The sequence below is a fragment of the Sinorhizobium garamanticum genome (assembly GCF_029892065.1).
Classification (GTDB): domain Bacteria; phylum Pseudomonadota; class Alphaproteobacteria; order Rhizobiales; family Rhizobiaceae; genus Sinorhizobium; species Sinorhizobium garamanticum.
Map to the genome: position 1 here is coordinate 2,775,874 of NZ_CP120373.1, position 18,031 is coordinate 2,793,904.

20 protein-coding genes are annotated in these 18,031 nt (G+C 62.0%); 9 read left to right on the top strand and 11 right to left on the bottom strand.

Features of this window, described 5'->3' with window-relative positions:
* Positions 1-40 precede the first annotated feature (40 nt).
* Entirely contained in the window at positions 41-367 is a 327-nt protein-coding gene (locus PZN02_RS12895; RefSeq protein ID WP_280658376.1) for a GYD domain-containing protein, read from the top strand.
* 34 nt (positions 368-401) lie between these two features.
* On the opposite strand, the gene PZN02_RS12900 is transcribed toward PZN02_RS12895, so the two are convergent.
* On the bottom strand, positions 402-548 hold the full coding sequence (locus PZN02_RS12900; protein WP_280658377.1) for a hypothetical protein: 147 nt from the start codon (positions 546-548) through the stop codon (positions 402-404).
* 30 nt (positions 549-578) lie between these two features.
* On the opposite strand from PZN02_RS12900, the gene PZN02_RS12905 reads away from it, so the two are divergent.
* The 3 genes from PZN02_RS12905 (at position 579) to PZN02_RS12915 (ending at position 2,105) form a co-directional block, all read left to right on the top strand.
* A complete protein-coding gene (locus tag PZN02_RS12905; protein WP_280658378.1) occupies positions 579-872 on the top strand; it encodes an ArsR/SmtB family transcription factor in 294 nt (97 codons plus the stop codon).
* On the top strand, positions 869-1,297 hold the full coding sequence (locus PZN02_RS12910) for an SRPBCC family protein (RefSeq protein ID WP_280658379.1): 429 nt from the start codon (positions 869-871) through the stop codon (positions 1,295-1,297). The genes PZN02_RS12905 and PZN02_RS12910 overlap by 4 nt, the downstream gene beginning before the upstream one ends.
* A gap of 157 nt (positions 1,298-1,454) precedes the next feature.
* Positions 1,455-2,105 carry a glutathione S-transferase family protein gene (locus PZN02_RS12915; RefSeq protein ID WP_280658380.1) on the top strand — a complete coding sequence of 217 codons (651 nt, stop codon included), beginning with the start codon at positions 1,455-1,457 and terminating at the stop codon, positions 2,103-2,105.
* Positions 2,106-2,170: 65 nt separating this feature from the next.
* Here the strand turns inward: PZN02_RS12915 and PZN02_RS12920 are convergent, their stop codons facing one another.
* The 6 genes from PZN02_RS12920 to PZN02_RS12945 form a co-directional block, all read right to left on the bottom strand.
* Positions 2,171-2,602 (bottom strand): nuclear transport factor 2 family protein, encoded by a 432-nt coding sequence (locus PZN02_RS12920; RefSeq protein ID WP_280658381.1) that lies wholly within the window; start codon positions 2,600-2,602, stop codon positions 2,171-2,173.
* A 90-nt stretch (positions 2,603-2,692) separates the two neighbouring features.
* Positions 2,693-3,040 (bottom strand): hypothetical protein, encoded by a 348-nt coding sequence (locus tag PZN02_RS12925; protein WP_280658382.1) that lies wholly within the window; start codon positions 3,038-3,040, stop codon positions 2,693-2,695.
* Between the two features lie 71 nt (positions 3,041-3,111).
* Positions 3,112-3,507 (bottom strand): VOC family protein, encoded by a 396-nt coding sequence (locus PZN02_RS12930; RefSeq protein ID WP_280658383.1) that lies wholly within the window; start codon positions 3,505-3,507, stop codon positions 3,112-3,114.
* Positions 3,508-3,527: 20 nt separating this feature from the next.
* The gene (locus tag PZN02_RS12935) at positions 3,528-5,075 is read right to left on the bottom strand and encodes an MBL fold metallo-hydrolase (RefSeq protein ID WP_280658384.1); all 1,548 of its coding nucleotides are present in this window, start codon (positions 5,073-5,075) and stop codon (positions 3,528-3,530) included.
* A 10-nt stretch (positions 5,076-5,085) separates the two neighbouring features.
* Positions 5,086-7,221 carry a gluzincin family metallopeptidase gene (locus PZN02_RS12940; protein WP_280658385.1) on the bottom strand — a complete coding sequence of 712 codons (2,136 nt, stop codon included), beginning with the start codon at positions 7,219-7,221 and terminating at the stop codon, positions 5,086-5,088.
* 179 nt (positions 7,222-7,400) lie between these two features.
* Positions 7,401-9,437 (bottom strand): ATP-binding protein, encoded by a 2,037-nt coding sequence (locus PZN02_RS12945; RefSeq protein WP_280658386.1) that lies wholly within the window; start codon positions 9,435-9,437, stop codon positions 7,401-7,403.
* A 327-nt stretch (positions 9,438-9,764) separates the two neighbouring features.
* Between PZN02_RS12945 and PZN02_RS12950 the strand changes: the two genes are divergently transcribed.
* A complete protein-coding gene (locus PZN02_RS12950) occupies positions 9,765-11,543 on the top strand; it encodes an acetolactate synthase 3 large subunit (protein WP_280658387.1) in 1,779 nt (592 codons plus the stop codon).
* Between the two features lie 22 nt (positions 11,544-11,565).
* Positions 11,566-12,138, top strand: a complete 573-nt coding sequence (ilvN, locus tag PZN02_RS12955; protein ID WP_280658388.1) for an acetolactate synthase small subunit — start codon at positions 11,566-11,568, stop codon at positions 12,136-12,138.
* Between the two features lie 291 nt (positions 12,139-12,429).
* On the opposite strand, the gene PZN02_RS12960 is transcribed toward ilvN, so the two are convergent.
* Entirely contained in the window at positions 12,430-13,275 is an 846-nt protein-coding gene (locus PZN02_RS12960) for an aldo/keto reductase (protein ID WP_280658389.1), read from the bottom strand.
* A 353-nt stretch (positions 13,276-13,628) separates the two neighbouring features.
* On the opposite strand from PZN02_RS12960, the gene PZN02_RS12965 reads away from it, so the two are divergent.
* Together PZN02_RS12965 and PZN02_RS12970 are read left to right on the top strand one after the other, a co-directional pair.
* Positions 13,629-13,838, top strand: a complete 210-nt coding sequence (locus PZN02_RS12965; protein ID WP_280658390.1) for a cold-shock protein — start codon at positions 13,629-13,631, stop codon at positions 13,836-13,838.
* 154 nt (positions 13,839-13,992) lie between these two features.
* Positions 13,993-14,223, top strand: coding sequence for a hypothetical protein (locus PZN02_RS12970; RefSeq protein WP_280658391.1), 231 nt, complete (start codon positions 13,993-13,995; stop codon positions 14,221-14,223).
* Positions 14,224-14,248: 25 nt separating this feature from the next.
* On the opposite strand, the gene PZN02_RS12975 is transcribed toward PZN02_RS12970, so the two are convergent.
* Positions 14,249-14,977 carry a class I SAM-dependent methyltransferase gene (locus PZN02_RS12975; RefSeq protein WP_280658392.1) on the bottom strand — a complete coding sequence of 243 codons (729 nt, stop codon included), beginning with the start codon at positions 14,975-14,977 and terminating at the stop codon, positions 14,249-14,251.
* Positions 14,978-15,621: 644 nt separating this feature from the next.
* On the opposite strand from PZN02_RS12975, the gene PZN02_RS12980 reads away from it, so the two are divergent.
* On the top strand, positions 15,622-16,215 hold the full coding sequence (locus PZN02_RS12980) for a LysE family translocator (protein WP_280658393.1): 594 nt from the start codon (positions 15,622-15,624) through the stop codon (positions 16,213-16,215).
* Here PZN02_RS12980 and PZN02_RS12985 read toward each other — a convergent pair.
* Entirely contained in the window at positions 16,207-16,686 is a 480-nt protein-coding gene (locus PZN02_RS12985) for a DUF2269 family protein (RefSeq protein WP_280658394.1), read from the bottom strand. The two genes, PZN02_RS12980 and PZN02_RS12985, sit on opposite strands and share 9 nt — an antisense overlap.
* Complete coding sequence (locus tag PZN02_RS12990; RefSeq protein WP_280658395.1) at positions 16,686-17,969, bottom strand: SDR family oxidoreductase; 1,284 nt, start codon at positions 17,967-17,969, stop codon at positions 16,686-16,688. The genes PZN02_RS12985 and PZN02_RS12990 overlap by 1 nt, the downstream gene beginning before the upstream one ends.
* Positions 17,970-18,031 lie beyond the last annotated feature (62 nt).

The window sequence follows — 18,031 nt, forward strand, 5'->3', positions numbered from 1 at the left end:
TTAACTGGTGGCCCGGGATTTTTGACGGAGGAGGCGAACCATGGCGATGTATCTCACGCGCTTCAGTTACACGCCCCAGACGTGGGCACGCATGATCGAAAACCCGGAGGACCGACGCAAGGCCGCCAGTTCCTACATCGAGTCGGTAGGCGGAAAGCTGCACGGCTTTTGGTATGCCTTCGGCGAGCACGATGGCTGGAATCTTTGGGAGGCACCGGACAACGTGTCGATGGCATCTGTCGTGCTTGCCATTGGCGCAGGAGGTGCGCTCAGTTCGTGCGAGACCACCGTTCTCCTCAGTGTCGAAGAGACGATGGAAGCCCTTGGAAGGGCGAAATCGATCCAGTATCGATCGCCGGGAACTTAGAGCCCTGAAGGGCTCTAGGGGGCGGCCTGCCGTATCAGGGAATGTTGAGTAATCGCCCAAGATTGACCTTGACATGGCGGGGGTAAGCGCGTACCCAAAAGATAAACCAAATGGTTAAATGTTTTTGATGCCGCCACGCACAGAAGATAGAGCCGACCAGCAGCTGGATCAGGTTTTTCATGCGCTGTCCGACAGGACGCGTCGGAGCCTCATGGCGCGGCTGGCCCATGGCGAAGCTTCCGTATCGGAATTGGCGGCACCGTTCGACATGTCGCTGCCGGCGGTTTCCAAGCACCTCGTCGTGCTGGAAAAGGCCGGTCTGCTTCGCCGCAGGATAGATGGCCGGGTTCATTATTGTTCGCTGAGTCCCGAGGCGCTGGAGGATGCTTCGGACTGGATCGCCTTCTATCAGCAGTTCTGGAAACAGAGGCTCAATAGCCTGGCCAAATGGCTCGCCAAAGAAGAAGGCGCCACCGAACCGAACGACCCCGAGGAGACGACATGAAAGAGCTGAGAATACAAGAAATATTGGAAGCTCCGGCAGCGCGTGTGTTTGCCGCCTGGTGCGACGTCGACAAGATCCGGGAATGGTTTGCGCCGGGCGAGATGACCGTGCCGGAGGTGGTTGCCGACATCAAGCCAGGCGGACGCTATCGCATCGTCATGCAGGAGCCGGACGGCAGGCAGCACATCGTCGGCGGCGAATATCGCGAGGTCGTGCCAAACGAGCGTTTGCGCTTCAGTTGGCAGTGGGAGGGCAGGCCGGACGTCACCGAAGTCAATGTCATCTTGCGAGCACTTGACGACCGGCGCACCGAATTGACGCTGATCCATACGGAATTCGCGACCGCGGAAGCGCGCGACGAACACGGCAAGGGCTGGGCCGGGTGCCTCGCCAATCTGCGCCGCTATCTGCTTGAGGATTCCTGAAAGCGGGGGTCCATAGCGCCTGCGTCCTTCAGGCGCACCACGATTGCTGTGGCACTTTGAATTGCTGCATTCGCGTTTGTCCTTAGATCAGCTTCGGCGGACGGGACGCGCGGCACTTGCGACGGCCTGATAGCCGGTTCACGAAGGGAGAGAAACAATGAAACTCTATTACCACCCGCTTTCCACCTATTCGCAAAAGACGCTGATCGCCTTCCATGAAAAGGGAATCGCTTTCGAGCCGGAACTGGTGACGCTGATGACGCCGGAAGGCCGGGCGGCGTACACGGCCATCTACCCGCTCTGCAAGATCCCGCTGCTCAAGCCGAGCGATGACTGGATGGTCCCGGAATCAAGCATCATCATCGAGTATCTGGAAGACAAGTTCCCCGGAACACCGCGTCTCATCCCGGTTGCCGGCGGTGACACGACGCGCCAGGTTCGCTTCATGGATCGCATGGCCGATCTTTACCTCAACGATCCAGTACGCGAACTGACACTTCAGAAGGTCGGATTCAGGGCGCCGGACGAGGAGGCCGCCGCTGTCGCCCGCAACACGATCAGGGTCACCTATGATCATCTCGACAAGCGTCTGTCGGGGCAAGAGTGGCTCTGCGGCGAGTTTTCAATGGCTGACTGCGCGGCGATTCCGCCATTGTTCTACGCGCAGATCGTCGCACCGTTCGCCGATCGCCCGCATCTGCAACGCTATTGGGAGCGGGCTCAACGAAGGCCCTCCTATGCGCGCGTGATGCAAGAATTCGTGCCGATCTGGGAGGACATGCAGGCTGGCTCCGCAGCGGCGGAATAGGCACGAGCCACCGAGCCTCAAAGGTTCGCCTTCAACGCGACGCGGTGGAGGCGGGCAACGGAACCTCAGCCAATGCCGTGTTCCTTCAGCACGGCTTCCTCATCGCCGCTGATCCAACCGAAGATCTTCGGCTCGTCGTTGCGTACCTGGACCAGATAGTGGACCTCGAAATCGATGGTGACGTCCGGGCTGTCCTCAACGTCGTAGGTGGAGCGCCAGTCGACCCTGACGAGAAAATGCTGGTTATCGATCGGCGTGATCGTGGTCTTGCGGATCTTCAACTCCTTGGTGCCGATCGCGCGATACCGGGCATAGCCCCTCGCCATCGAAACCTTCAGGCTGTCGTCGTTCTTGCCGGCAAGCACGCCCGCAGGCGAGGCGGCGATGAATTCCGAGGCGAAAGCGAAGGTCGTCTCGCCGACGTCCATTTCGTCGGCAAGCACGCGATTGGCCATGGTTTCGTATCGCGCGAAGAAGCGGCGGAGGATCTCTTCCATGATTCCGGTCCTGAATTTTTTCGAACAGTTTGAATGAAAACGCACGCCCGTGCCGCGCGGTTCCTATGACGTGCCGGCAGTGCCAGCCGTTCAGCCAATCGCCGCCTGCTGGTGCTGCACAAGTTTCCAGCCCACCCCGGTATCGCAATAGGTCGAGGTGCAGTAAGCGGCGTAGGGCTTCCTATCCGCGCGATGACCTTCGGCGCGATACGCGAGAACCAAGCAGCCATGTGCCGGGCGGCCGATTGTTCTATCGGTCATGACCACGCGATCCCATCGCGGCGCGCCCTCCAGGCTGTCGATGATCGAGGGTCCCTGCATGAGGCCTACCGGAGCAGGAAACGCCATGATGCATTGCTTATCGAGCAGCTTCCGATAAGTGTCCGGGCCTTCGAGCCAAAGCCTTTGTTCCGTCTCCCAAGCGTGAGCGTCGTCCATGGGCTCCTCCGTTGGTTCCTGCGGCCTCCACCCCAACGCTCGAGCAGGCGCAAGGATCCAAGCGCCGCCGCCTATCGCAGGTTCAACTGCCAGGAGACGCCGTATCGGTCGCAGACCCAGGCGAATTGTCGGCTGAAGCCGTAGTTGGCGAGCGGCATCAGGACCGCGCCACCCTCCGCAAGCGCCGAGGCAAGGTGTTCGAGTTCGCTTTCGCTGTCGCAGTCGACGAACAGCGAGAAGGCGGGTCTGAAGTCGAATTCATGTTTCACCGGACTGTCGATGCAGAGGATAGTTTCGCCGGCGATCGACAGTTGCGCCTGCATGACGGAGCCCTCGGCGCCAGCCTCGCCCGGCCCATAGCGATCGATGCTGATGATCTTCGCGCCGGAGAACAGCGACAGATAGAGGTTCATCGCCGCTTCGGCTTCGCCCTGGAACATCAGAAAGGGTCTGACGCGATTGACCATGAAGGGTCTCCCACCACTGCCTACGCCGGGCTGTCGGCGACGGTGTATTCAAAGAAGAGGTCGGTCTCGATCCACTTGAATTTTTGCCACTCGTCTGCGCTGATGTCATCGGGTTTTGCAACATGGTCGACATCGCTGCGGAAGACGCGACCGCGGGCCTTTTGCATGAGCCTCTCCTCGATGAAGCGGAGCGGGTGCTCCCACGGCCTGTCCTTGTGCGCCGCCCAGGGTGTATTGGCCGGGATCATCGCCACGAATTCGTCCTGGACGGCGTTGCTTGCCAGCCAGGAAAGGTTGGCATAGTCCGCCCCCACGCTGCCGTCGAGCGTGGCGTTGTGGCTGCCGTGATGACCGACCTTGTAAAGGACCGTGCGGCTGAGAAGATCACGGGCCGTGATGAGCCTGCCATCGATGGTCCATCTGAGCGGCGCCCAGGAGATCCAGTTTCCGCGCTGGGCGTCGCCGGTGAAGAGCAGCACCTTGCCGGTTCCGGGGAGTTCGATCGCGATGACGAGGCTCGTGTTGTTCACCTCGTCATTCAGCCTCAAGGCCAGCGTTTCCGCGCTCTCAAGCCAGTCGTTGTCGATCTGCCGCCACGCCTCGGCGGAACCCCGTTTGCCCTTGACGCCATAGTGGTCGGCAAAAAAGGCCTTCAGAAATGCGTCATGGCCCCGTTCGACGTCCTTGCGCGAAATGCCGAAGCGCGGGTCGAAGCTGCGGCTGGCGTTTTCCGGGCCGCCGTCGAGCGTGGCGGCGAGCAGGCTCAACGTCGCCCCGTCGGTCGACAGCCTGAATTCCTCCTCGCCCTGCGGCTCCAGCGAAAGCAGCAGCTCGACATCGCGCGGCGGTCCGAGCGCGTAGACTCGCACGCCCTCGACGCCCGGCAGTCGATAGGGATCGTGGTCGGGCCGCAGGAAAACAGGATCGCCGGCGATACGTCCGCGCAGATATTTGATGGCGCGCTTGTTGGTGATCCCTTCGATGGCAAGCGCGCCCTGCCTTCGAGCAGAGAGTGCCGGGTGGCGCCGCCTGATCTCTTTCAGCCGTTCGCGAAGCTCGTCGGCGGCATCTTCTCCCGTCTCGAAGGAGAGGAGATCGCGCAGCATCGTGCGGTTCGGCGAATGGACGCCGAAGCCCGCACGCTCGAGCCGCTCGTCGGCGCCCATCAGCGCGAGCAGCGTGTCGTGGAAGCGCTCGCGCAGGCTGTTGGCAAACGGATCCTCGCCGTCCTCAGTCCATGCCAGCCAGAGCGCGCCGATCTCGATCGGGTCGAAGCATGGTTTTCTCGTCGCGGGGTCCTTCGCCGCAAAGCCGTTGACATGATCCATGTGCTCATGGGTCACCAGCACGACGTCTAATCGGTTGCCGGTCGCTTCGGCGATGTCGGCGATCACCTTGTCGATCGTCTGCTCGGGTTTGATCTCGGAGTTCGTCCACAGGCCGCAGTCGATCAGCACGTAGCAAGCGCTGCCGTCCGTCTTGCGCATCGCCAGAAGAAAACAATCGCCGTGGCCCTGTCGGTACATGCGTACCGTGACGCCGGACTCGGGTGCCTGCATCCTGGGCATAGGCTCCCTCCTAGCTTCCCTGCCGGTGAAGATGGGCGAAAATCTCCGGTCGAACGGGCTTGCTCGCGCCGGCGGTGAAGGCATTTTCCCGGCTCCGCGCCTGCCTGGTCAGGTATGCGCGCATTCTTTCGAGCTCCGTGTCGTCGCAAATGTCGCCGGGTGTGCGGATGACCCTTCGGATCTCGAAGGTCTCCCCATCGATGAGCAGGGTGCAGCCACGGCGAAAATAGAAATCGAAGGGTCCCCTTGGCGGCTTGCCCTTGTCCGCCGCCTCCTGCTTCTTGGGATCGAGGTAACCGTGGCGGGTTTGCGTCAGTTCGACGACATATTCGCGCTCGATCTGGTCGCGGTTGCCGCGGCGTGCGGCCATGCGAACGCTGTGCACTTCGATGGCCGGACCGGTAACGATCTTGCTGCGCCGGACTGTCGCCGGTGCGTCGGCATCCGTCCGGATGCGGATGATATCGCGAAGCGGCGCATTCTTGGCCTCGGTGATGAGCCCCCAGAACAACCGCCCGTAGAGGTCGCGCGCGAGCCATTCGACCTTCCGGTCGGCCTCGAGGCCGAGCTCAAGGAGATTGCGTCCGAGGATTTCCCGGAGCGACGATCTCGACCTCTTGGCAGTCTGCGGGAGGCGGTTGCCCATCACCTTGTTCAACTCGTCGTAGATTTCCTGTGCGGTGCGGTCCAGGCCGTCCAGGAATTTCTGGCCCTCGCTGTCGTGAAAGTCGCTGCGGGTCTTGAGTTCGTCGATCATTTCAAGCGGGCGCGAAAGCAGATAGGCAATATCACCTTTGAGATCGCTCAGGCTGGGAAAGGCGGCTTTGTAATCGGCGGCTGCTTCGCCCATCGCCGGCCAGAGCAGCGTCTGGACGGAGACGATCGGCATGTCGCGCGGAACGACGCCCCAGGCGAGGAATGCCTCCATCACCGCGACGCGATAATTGTGCTCGTCCTCGGGGTAGAGATCGCGGTCGGCGGTCATGATCGCGCGGAGGTAGTCGCCGAAGGTGACGTCGACGGGCGGGCAGTAGTCGAGCGCGCGGATGCACATCTGCAGGATGTGCCGGGCGGATTTCGACGCTTCCTTCGCCAGCCGGTTGACAAGGTCGGGATGCAGCGCCCCTGCCGGCAGAATGCCCGTACCGCTTGACGCGATGCGCAGCAGGTCGGATATGCGCGCGCGATAGATCGATAGAAACGCGCGGAACACGGCGGCCACCAGAATGGCGCCGCGGTCATGCACTTCCTCCGTCTCGCGCAGAAGCTTCGGATTGGGCTCGTGCGCCCGCCAGACGCCGTCCTTCCAGCCGCCGAGCGCGTCGCGCAGCGCCGTCCCGCGGCCGAGAACCTGGCCGAATTCCTGGGCGAGCTGGCCGAGGAGGTTCTGGCTTTCAAGGTCGCCGCGCGTGCGGGCGATCTGGTCCTTCAATACGTCCGGATAGGAGAAATGCTGGAAGATCGCGACGATGTCCGCGAAAGCCTCGTGCAGCGCGAGCACGTCCGGATTGGTCGCCTCGCTGAAGCGGGGATGCATGCCGTCGAGCAGCGCGTGCGATGTTTCATGGGCGATGATGTCGTGGGAAAGACACGTGAATATGATGGTGCCGGCAGGCGCTGCCGATTGACCTTCGCCGGCCGCAAAATAGCCGAAGAGCAAGGCCTTTTTCTCGGGGCTGTAATAGGCATTGGCGTCACGCAGCGCATGCGGATAGATGCGCAGGCGCTGGACATATTGCGGATTGATCCACTGGCCTTTCTCGTCGCGGTCGCGCGGTGCCCAGAGCGCGACACGGCCGAGCGCGCTTTCGAAATTGACGATGGTGTTCATCGCCACGGCATAGGTCATTTGCTGGTGGAATTGCGGGTTCCATTCCGCAGGTCTGAGGCCATTGTCGGCAAGCAGGCTCGGATCGTGCAGGTTGACGGGCCTATAGATGAGATCGAGCGACGGATCGAAGTCGATGACCTCGACATATTCGCCAACGGGACCGACGAATGGGACGCCGGGATCGAGCTTGTCCATCTCCCAGGGGATCGAAACGATCACTTCGTTGAGCGGCAGCGTTTCGTGTCGCCGCCCCATGCTTGGGTCGAAGGCGAAGATGCGGAGCTTGCGCGGAGGCATGGTCGACAAAACGGACATCTGCTCCTCCCGGGATTGCCGCCGCTATCTGTTGTCCAGTCGATGCATTCCTTGAAGTTCGATCGCCTTGATATTGCAACAGGAAGGATTCGTCCGCGTGACAGGAATGTCAACTCACGATTGCAAGCGCGAAGCGCGATTTGCCGAAGAGGAGTCGATCACGGCGCGGACGTGCGACCCTATTTGCGGATGAGGCTGCCGAGCGGGCGTTTGAGCAGGCTTTCGCGCAGCGACGAGCCCTCCCGGCGGGGCTCGGTTGTCGGCTGCGCGAGGCGCGGATCCGGGGCATGGGGTCTCGGACTGCCGTCCCGTTCAGCGTGACCGGAGAGGATCTGCTCGCGGATCTGGTTGAAGCGCTCGAGCTGCGGGTTGACCGGCTCCGGGCGCGGAAGCATGTCCGGCCGGTAAGGCTCGAACGCCGGCTCCTGCCAGGCGTCGGCCTCGGATGGCAGGTCGGCGCCGTGGGCGACTTCCTCAATGGGCTCATCGTCCTCAAAGGTCGACGCCTTGGTGCTTTGCGCTGCCAGATAGCTCTGCTGGAAGTTTGAAATGTCCGGCCCGGAGATCGCCCGCATCCGGCTCACGATCGAACGCAGGTCGACGCTCGGCGGAGCGTCCTCGTCCGCCTTGTCGGTGATGCCGTGGGCACGCGGAAGGTGCCGGTCCTCGACGCGGGTGAAGCGCATGCGCATCGGCACAGCGACCGCCTCACCGAAGGCGATGGCCTCGCCGTTGCCGATCGAGGAGATGAAGCTGGTGGTGGAGATCGACGAATTCGAGATCGCCGAGCGGATGATCTCCTGGTCGCGATCGTTGGCAAGACGCATGGCGAAGACGGTGGAGCATTGCGACAGGATCGTGGGGTCGAGTTCACCCGGGCGCTGCGTGATGATGCCGAGCGAAACGCCGTATTTGCGGCCTTCCTTGGCGATGCGCGCGATCGCCTGACGGGTCGGCAGGAAGCCGAGCGAGGCATCGGCCGGTACGTAGCGGTGCGCCTCTTCGCAGACAACCAGCATGTGGATGCCGCCGTCGCTCCAGAGCCCGATTTCGAAGGCCATGCGGCAGAGCACCGAGGCGACCGAATTGACGACTTCCGAAGGGATGCCTGCGAGTTCGAAAGTGGCGATCGGCCTGCCTTCGCCGGGGATGCGGAAGATCTTGGCGATCGTGTCCTGGATCGTGTCGGTGATCGTGTTCGACGAGAACATGAAGTGGTAGCGCGGATCGTTGATCGCGGAGACGATCTTGATCTTGAGCGAGCGCAGGTGTGGTTTGTCCGTGCGGCCCTCCAGCCGGCCGATGCGCTCGTCGATCATCGCCAGAAGATCGGCGATGCGATAGGGCACCGGCGTATCGGCGGTGATCGAACTCTTTTCATTCTGCCGGCGCACCAGTCCGGACTCGCCGCCCTTGAACGCCTTTTTCGCGTCCGGAATGACATCGCGCAGGATGTCGAGTTCTTCCGGCACGGGCGGGCGGCCGCGGAAAATGACTTCAGCGAATTCTTCCAGCCGGAAGAGCCAAAAGGGGAGGTCGAGCGTATCCGTGTCGATGACGACCGCATGCTCCGGGAAGGCGGCGGCGAACTCGTTGTGCGGGTCGAGGATCAGCACACGCAGCTTCGGGTCGGCGGCAATCGCCTTGTGGAGAAGCAGCGTGACGGCGGTCGACTTGCCGACGCCCGTCGTTCCGACAATGGCAAAGTGCTTGGCGAGCATCGACGGCACATGGATCGTGGCGTCGAGGCTCTCGTCCTGGGTCAGCTTACCGATGACGCAACTGTCCGTCTGGGTCGACTCGTAGATGCGGGCAAGGTCGGTAGCGCGGATGCGATGGGCGATCGCGCCGAGGTAGGGATATTGGCTGATGCCGGTCGAGAACGATTCGCGACCGTCCGGGTCGGTGTGGACCTCGCCCATCAGCTCGACCTCGATGCGGAAGGTGTTGTTTGTCTGTTCGCCCCATTCGCTGGCGACAGTCTGCATGGCGTAGACGAGCGCCACGACGCGGTTGGCGCCGACGGAAATGGAAATCAGACGACCGACCGACCAGAGCTCGGTCAGCGAGGTTTCGCCACTTTCGGCAATCGCGGCGATTGTTGCGCGCGAGCCCGTGCAGCCAACGACACGACCGAGGAAACGATTACCGGGTTTAAGGGTGTCACGGCGATCCTCTCCGGCACCGACCGAGGAATGAAGATCACTATCGAGCAATTCAGCACCTCTCGCGACGAATAGCTCGATAGATTAGCGGAGGGGATTTAATAAGTGGTTTCGCGCTCTTATCGAAATGTGCCGCTTTTTCTTCGCCTCTTGCGCGCAGCCGGAAAAGGCGTTGACGGGCAGGATTTTTCTGTTTATCAAATCGCCCCATGAAAAATTTCGCGGTTATTCTTGTGGTGGGACGGCGCATGGGCAGGATGGTGTAACCATCCGGCAGTAGCCACCCATGCGCTGAACGAGGCTCCTGAAGGGGCCTTTTTTTATGCCCTGAGAAAAGCTAATCACACCCAAACCTTGAAAAGGGACGGAAGCAGGCCAATGAGCGGAACAGAAAACCAGATGACGGGCGCGGAGATCGTTCTCCAGGCACTGAAGGACAATGGCGTCAAGCATATCTTCGGCTATCCCGGCGGTGCCGTGCTTCCGATCTATGACGAGATCTTCCAGCAGGAAGAGATCGAGCACATTCTTGTCCGCCACGAGCAGGGCGCCGGTCACATGGCCGAGGGCTATGCCCGCTCCACCGGCAAGGTCGGCGTCATGCTCGTCACCTCAGGCCCAGGCGCGACCAACGCGGTCACGCCGCTCCAGGACGCGCTGATGGATTCGATCCCGCTCGTCTGCATCTCCGGCCAGGTTCCGACCCCGCTGATCGGGTCGGATGCCTTCCAGGAATGCGACACTGTCGGCATCACCCGGCCCTGCACCAAGCACAACTGGCTGGTCAAGGATGTCAACGATCTCGCCCGCATCATCCACGAGGCCTTCCGCGTCGCGCAGTCCGGCCGTCCCGGCCCGGTCGTCGTCGATGTTCCGAAGGACATCCAGTTCGCGACCGGCACCTATACGCCGCCTTCGGCCGTCCCGACCCAGAAGAGCTACCAGCCGAAGACGCAGGGCGATCTGAAGAAGATCGAGGAAGCGGTCGAGTTGATGAAGACGGCGCGCCGGCCGATCATCTATTCCGGCGGCGGCGTCATCAATTCCGGCCCGCAGGCCTCGCATTTCCTGCGCGAGCTGGTGGAACTCACCAGCTTCCCGATCACCTCGACGCTGATGGGCCTCGGCGCCTACCCGGCCTCCGGCAAGAACTGGCTCGGCATGCTCGGCATGCACGGCACCTACGAAGCCAACATGGCCATGCACGACTGCGACGTGATGATCTGCATCGGCGCCCGTTTCGACGACCGTATCACCGGCCGCCTCAACGCGTTTTCACCGAACTCGAAGAAGATCCACATCGACATCGACCCGTCCTCGATCAACAAGAACGTCCGCGTCGATATTCCGATCCTCGGCGATGTCGCGACGGTACTCGAGGACATGGTCCGCCTGTGGCGCGCCGCGGCGAAGACCGTAGACAAAACGCGGCTCGAGGACTGGTGGACCAACATCGCCAAGTGGCGGGCGCGCAATTCGCTGGCCTATAAGCCGAGCGACGACGTCATCATGCCGCAATATGCGATCCAGCGGCTTTACGAGCTGACCAAGCACCGCGACACCTACATCACCACCGAAGTCGGCCAGCACCAGATGTGGGCGGCGCAGTTCTTCGGCTTCGAGCAGCCGAACCGCTGGATGACTTCGGGCGGCCTCGGCACCATGGGCTACGGCTTCCCGGCCGCCATCGGCGTCCAGGTCGCGCATCCGGACAGCCTCGTCATCGACATCGCCGGCGACGCCTCGATCCAGATGTGCATCCAGGAGATGTCCTGCGCGGTCCAGTACGGGCTGCCGGTCAAGATCTTCATCCTCAACAACCAGTACATGGGCATGGTCCGGCAGTGGCAGCAGCTGCTTCACGGCAACCGCTTGTCGCACTCCTACACGGAAGCGATGCCGGACTTCGTCAAGCTCGCCGAAGCCTATGGCGGCGTCGGCATCCGCTGCGAAAAGCCCGGCGAACTGGACGATGCGATCCGCCAGATGATCGACACGCCGCAGCCGGTCATCTTCGATTGCCGCGTCGCCAACCTTGCCAACTGCTTCCCGATGATCCCCTCGGGCAAGGCGCACAACGAAATGCTGTTGCCCGACGAGGCGACGGACGAGGCGGTCGCCAATGCGATCGACGCCAAGGGCCGCCAGCTCGTCTGATGAAAAGGTAGGAAAGAATAAAATGAGTGCACATCTTCAGCCCACGGGCTCTGCCTATTTCATCGCCAAGGAGACGGAGCTTGCGGAAACGCATACGCTCTCAGTTCTGGTCGACAACGAGCCGGGCGTGCTCGCCCGTGTCATCGGCCTTTTCTCCGGCCGCGGCTACAACATCGAGAGCCTGACGGTTTCCGAGACCGAACACGAGGCGCATCTGTCGCGCATCACCATCGTTACGCGCGGCACGCCGCATGTGCTCGAGCAGATCAAGCACCAGCTCGAACGGCTGGTGCCCGTGCATCGCGTCGTCGACCTCACGGTTCGCGCCGCCGCCCTCGGCCACGATCGGCCGATCGAGCGGGAGCTGGCGCTCGTCAAGGTGCATGGGTCGGGTGAGCACCGCGTGGAGGCGCTGCGGCTCGCGGATGCTTTCCGGGCCTCGGTCATCGACGCCAATATCGAGCACTTCGTCTTCGAGATCACCGGCAAGCCGTCGAAGATCGAGCAGTTCATCGCCATCATGAAGCCGCTCGGCCTGATCGAGGTCTGCCGCACCGGCATCGCCGCGATGAACCGCGGTCCCCAAGGGATGTGAGCGCCCTCTAACAGGATGCCCTCAGTGCGGATGCTTACCACCCCCCTCTGAACTGCCGGCCATCTCCCCCACAAGGGGGGAGATCACATGTGGCGCGCCCGGCATCTATCAGGGGAGGCCTGCAGGTGGCGCCACGTCTTTTGGTTGGGGCGATGGACTTGCCGCGGGTCGATCTCCCCCTTGTGGGGGAGATGGCCGGCAGGCCAGAGGGGGGTAGAGCTTGCCCCATCATTCCATTCCCATCGTTCCATTCTCTGCCCGAATACTGTAACGGCCGTAGGCCGCCCGAGATCAAATAACCTCCAGCCGCGTCTTCCTCCTTGGCGGAGGGAAGAGCCGGTCGAGCTCGGCGAGCTCTTCCGCCGTGAAGTGAATATCCATCGCGTCGCGGTTTTCGCGGGCGCGTTCGGCCGAGCCTGTCTTCGGGATCGAGATGACGCCCGGGCGGCTCCTGAGGAAGGCGAGCGCCACTTGCGCCGGTGTCGCCTGATGCGCCTTGGCGATGTGGATCAGGTCGGCGTTGTGAAGCAGCCGGCCCTCGTCGAGCGGCGAATACGCCATGACCGGCACGCCGCGGTCGCGGCACCAGGGCAGGAGATCGTATTCGATGCCGCGGCGGGCGAGGTTGTAGAGCACCTGGTTGGCCGCGACATTCCGGCCGTCCGGCACGCTTTCCAGTTCCTCCATATCATCGAGATCGAAGTTCGAAACGCCCCAGGCGGCGATCTTGCCGGCCGCCTTCAGCGTCTCGAAGGCGGCGACGGTTTCGGCGAGCGGGTATCCGCCGCGCCAATGCAGAAGATAGAGATCGATCCGGTCGGTACCGAGACATTTGAGGCTGCGTTCACAGGCGGCAATGGTGCCGGAACGGCTGGCATTGGAGGGCAGTACCTTGCTGACGAGAAAGACTTCGTCGCGCCGGCCTTTGATCGCCTCGCCGACGATGCGCTCGGCGCCGCCGTCGCCGTACATTTCTGCCGTGTCGATCAGCGTCATGCCAAGGTCGAGCCCGGCCTGCAGGCTGCGGATATCCTCCGCCGCCCTTGCGCGGTTCTCGCCCATGCGCCAGGTGCCTTGGCCAAGGACTGGAACTGTGCGGCCGTCAGGAAAGGTGATGGTCGGGATCGGATCGTGCATCGGAATTCGTCCTGATGTTAGCTCGACACGCCAAGATTAAGATCCGATGCAAGAAAGTCCATAATGACAAACGTGGCTATCATCGCGGGAGCACGTCTGCGTTCGTACCGCTGCATTCGCCCGTCGCGGGAGGATCACAATAGCGGCGCGGTGCCGCTAACTCGTCGAGAAATAAAAATAAATGGCGCCTTGCAAGGGACACAATTCTGACCTACATAAATGAAATCGATATTGATCGACGGTATTTGTTTCTGCGCCTCGGCGTATCGTCACGAAGATCCTGACAAAATCGGTTTTAATACATCGCGGAAACGCGGTGTTGTTCTTATATGAGCGATTGAAAGGATGCCAACGTGGCTTCTGGAACAGTAAAGTGGTTCAATAGCACCAAGGGCTTCGGGTTCATCCAGCCGGATGATGGTGCCTCTGACGTGTTCGTGCATATCTCGGCCGTTGAGCGCGCCGGCCTGTCTACTCTTAAGGACGGCCAGAAGGTGAGCTTCGAACTCACCCAGGATCGCCGCACTGGCAAGACGTCGGCGGAAAACCTGCGCGCCCTTTGAGTTTGCGCACGCGATTGTGCTTCATGATCGCATTGGACGAGATTATCATCTCCCTGCCTTTGACCACGGATGTACTGGCACTGGCAGGTCGAGACGATGAGGGAAGGTCGGGTTCGCCCGGCCTTTTTTATTGCCGTAAGTAAGGAGTAAACTGATGAAGGAAAGTCAGGCCAACAGCGTGTTCAAGCAGGGCAAGAAAAGTCCATCCGACCGCGCCGACCAGGCGACGCTCGCTTCACGCGCCATTATGGAGCAGGAGAAGGTCGCCCGTGAGAAGAAGACGGCCCGCCTCCGGCAACTGCGGCTGGAAAAGGAAGCCGCGGACGAAGCGGCAAATCCTGCCCCTGCGCCGAAAGTGAAGCGAAAGGCGCAAAAGCAGAAATAGTTATCCGCTTCTGGATGCTCGTTGCCTAACGCTGTGCGGCAACCAGAAGCATCATCGGGCGGTCGATCTCTTCCGCGAGATCGGGATTGGCGGCAATTTGCTCGGGTGCCGGGCTCCACTCCTCGACATGGCGTATCGAGAAGCCGGCCGCGACAAGCGTGTTCAAGGTGGTGCCGATCGTGCGGTGATACTTGACGACGCCCCTGGCCAGCCAATCGGTGGTACGTTTCCCCTCGTCCGAATAACGATCGAGCGGCCAGATCCTGCGGCCGTCCGCATCGCTCGCCCAGCCCGGCTTGCTCGGCGCCATATAGATCGGATGCTCGATCGTGAAGACGAAATGCGCGCCGGGCACAAGGCTCGCGTGGACCGTGCGCACCAGCCGATCGAAATCCTCGATATAGTGGAAGACGAGCGAGCTATAGGCGAAGTCGAAGCTTGCTTCGGGCAGCACGAGATGATCGAGATCTGCAACCCGATAATCGATCGCCGCGTCATCCGTATCCTTCCTCGCCCGCGCGATCATGTTCTCGGAAAGATCCAGTCCGAGCACATGGCCGGCACTGTTCTGGCGCGCCCAACGGGCAAACCAGCCGAAGCCGCAGCCGAGATCGACCACACGTAAGCCCCTGAGGTCCGGCAACATGGCTCGGATCGCCGGCCATTCGGGGGCGCCATCGAGCCCGTGCACGGATCGCGGAAGCTGGGTGTAGCCCGCGAAAAATTCGGGTTTGTCGTAGATGTTTTGTGCCATGTGAGCGTTCCATGTCGCGTGCGCGGCCAATTTCCAGGCGTTGCTACATTCCTTAAATCGGAATCGATTTAAGACAAAATCATGTAGCAACTCAAAGTGCTACGGCGACTTTGCGCGTCCCAGCACAGTACACGGCAGCGGCGTAATTGTGCCGGCGGAGGCTTTTTTCGCCGTTATCCCTGTGCTTGTCACAGGGCTCCAGCAGCGGCCCAAGTCGGCGGCGCGGAAGAGGCTTTTCAGCCCAAGGACTTGGGCTGACTGGATCCCTGTGACAAGCACAGGAATCAGGATGAGATGCCTTGCTGTACCCCAGCCGACGAGGCAGCGGTACGCTAGGTGTACTGTGGCGCCGCATTGGACGCGCAGCGCTGGGGGAGGCTGCCAAGGCGACAGCGAACGCCGGATCACCTGCCCGAAGACGCCCATCAAATCCCGTTTTGTAACTGTGACAAGAATTGGCTGGTCTTTGCATTTCCGGCAGGTAGGCTGGCCTAAGTTACCGGGAACCGATTCCGGTTCTGGCGGATTGCCACGATAAATCAGCAATTCAAAGCGTTACAGCGACCTTTGTGCGTCTGAAAAGACGCACGGCGCTGTAAATGGGACGCGTCGCCACGGCGGCGCCGCGCTGCTGGAGGAAATGCATGCAACTGGATACGCTGCTCGCGCTGTTCCTGTTTGCCTTCACGACGTCGATCACGCCGGGACCGAACAACATGATGCTGTTCGCCTCGGGTGTGAATTTCGGCTTCGCGCGCACCATTCCGCACATGCTCGGCATCGGCGTCGGCTTCTTCGTGCTTTTGCTGGCAGTCGGCCTCGGACTCGGTGCGCTGCTCCACTCGGTGCCGCTCATCTACACCACCCTGAAATTTGCCGGCGGCGCCTATCTCGTCTGGATTGCCTGGAAGATCGGCTCGTCGCGATCGCTTGGCGAGGGCAAAGCGAGCGCTCGGCCGATGACCTTCCTGCAGGCGGCCGCCTTCCAGTGGGTCAACCCGAAGGCCTGGGTCATGGCGGTTTCGGCGATGGCCACCTACACGAGCGGCGACAGCTATCTCTTGAGCGTGCTCTTCGTCGGCCTCGTCTTCGCGCTCGTCAATGTGCCGAGCGTATCGACCTGGGCTGGCTTTGGCTCGGCACTGCGGCAGTGGCTCTCCGAGCCGTCACGACTCAAATGGTTCAACATCACGATGGCCGTGTTGCTCGTCGTCAGCCTCTGGCCGATGCTAAAATAGGGTGATGTCGGGCTTCGTCAGCATCAGCCAGAAGATGGCGATGACGGCGGCGAAGGCCGGAAAGCCGAAGATGAACCAGATGCGATAGAGCTTGTCGAAAGCGGGCGGCAGGGGCGTTTTCTCCGCCAAAGCCTGCTTCGCAAGGTCCCGCAACCGGATCTGGATCCACACGACCGGCAGCCAGAACAGGCCGGCGAAGACATAAAGTGCCAGCGACAGCACGATCCAGCCCTCGGTAAGCGGCCAGCCGATCGCGCGCGCCAGCCCGTAGCCGGTCAGCGGTTGCAGCAGGACCGCGGTCGCGGTGAAGACCGTATCGGCGATGACGACGATGCCCGCGACATGGGCGATGATGTGCGGATCGCGGCTGCGTTGGGCCATGACCATGAAGAAGGCGATGCCGGCGCCGGTGCCGAAGAGTACGGCGGCGCCCAGCACATGAAGGAGGCGAAGGAGGTCTTCGAAGGACATCAGCGTTCGTCCAGAATGGCAAGCGCGACGAGCGTCAGCAGGATCGAAGGCAGAACCTTGACAAGCGGACCGAGCGGATCAAGCCAGAGTGCGGGTTCTGCAAGCGTTGCTGCAAGCAGATACGCAAGCGTCAGCAAAAGCATGCCGAGGAGCGCCCGCCTTGCCCAGGGCCGCACGAGAACCGCGAGCCCGAGCGCGATATCCGCAAGACAGGTGGCGATGGTCGCCGCTCTTGCAAGCGGCCCCGGCAGGAAGGCCGCGAAATGAGTGCTTGCCGCATCGAAGGCGAAGAACGGCACGAGGCCGGAGATGAGCCAGAAAAGCGAAAGGGTTACGACGATCAGCGGCTTCAACAGGTAGAGCCGGGCGAACCAGAGATCCTGGACGCCCGAAGGAGCGGCGGCGAGTGTCTCGGCGGCGGACAATAGGCGCGGCGTGAAATCCGGTGACGGCCTGCTGGGGATGCCACCGGACATGACAGTCATCGCGGTGGAGCGGAGCGGCGACCGCCAGCCGATCATTCCTGCCATATCCGCGAGCCAGGTAACCGGCCGCGCCAAGGTGGGCGGCAGGGCAATTGCCGGAGCGGGCGGGAGGCCGAGCCAGCGGCGATGAATGAGTACGAGATCCTTCAACGTCAGGTTTTCATCGTTGCCGAGTGCAAGATCAGAGCCGGCCGGCAGGTCGCCGTTGACAGCCGCGCTGACGGCGTTTGCGACATCATCGAGCGCGACCGTTGCGACCGCACTTTCGGCATGGGTGAGCGGGATTGCAAAGGGAAGGGCGGCAAGGGCTCTCAGCAGCGCGGAGCCGCCATGGGCGTTGCGGCCGATGACCAGCGCCGGACGCAGGATGACAAAGGAGAGCCCGCTCGAAGCAAGCGCCGCGTCCGCTCTGCGCTTGGTCGCCAGAAAGGCGAGGTCGCTGGCGGCGCTCTCGGTTTCTGCCGATATCTGCACGAGAAGCCGCAGTCCGCTGTTGTGCGCGGACTCGTAGAGCGCCAGCATCGCCTTCTCCTGGGTGGCGACGAGGTCGTCTGAAAGGCCGTCCTGCAGGGCGCCGGCACAATTGACGACCACGTCCTGGCCCTCAAGCGGACCGTGCCAGTCGTCGCTCTGCGTCATGCCGGCAAGGTCGGCCCTGACCCAGCGAAGCGCAGGCATCTTCAACGCGGCACGCGAGGGGTCGCGGCCGAGCCCGGTGACCCGGTGGCCGTCGTCAACGAGTTTTCTGGCGGTGGCGGAGCCGATGAAGCCGGTCGCGCCGAGAATCAGGATGTTCATGGCACGAAGTTAGCTGAAACCACGCCGCGTGACAGCCGACTGGATACAACCGCTCCCGTCAT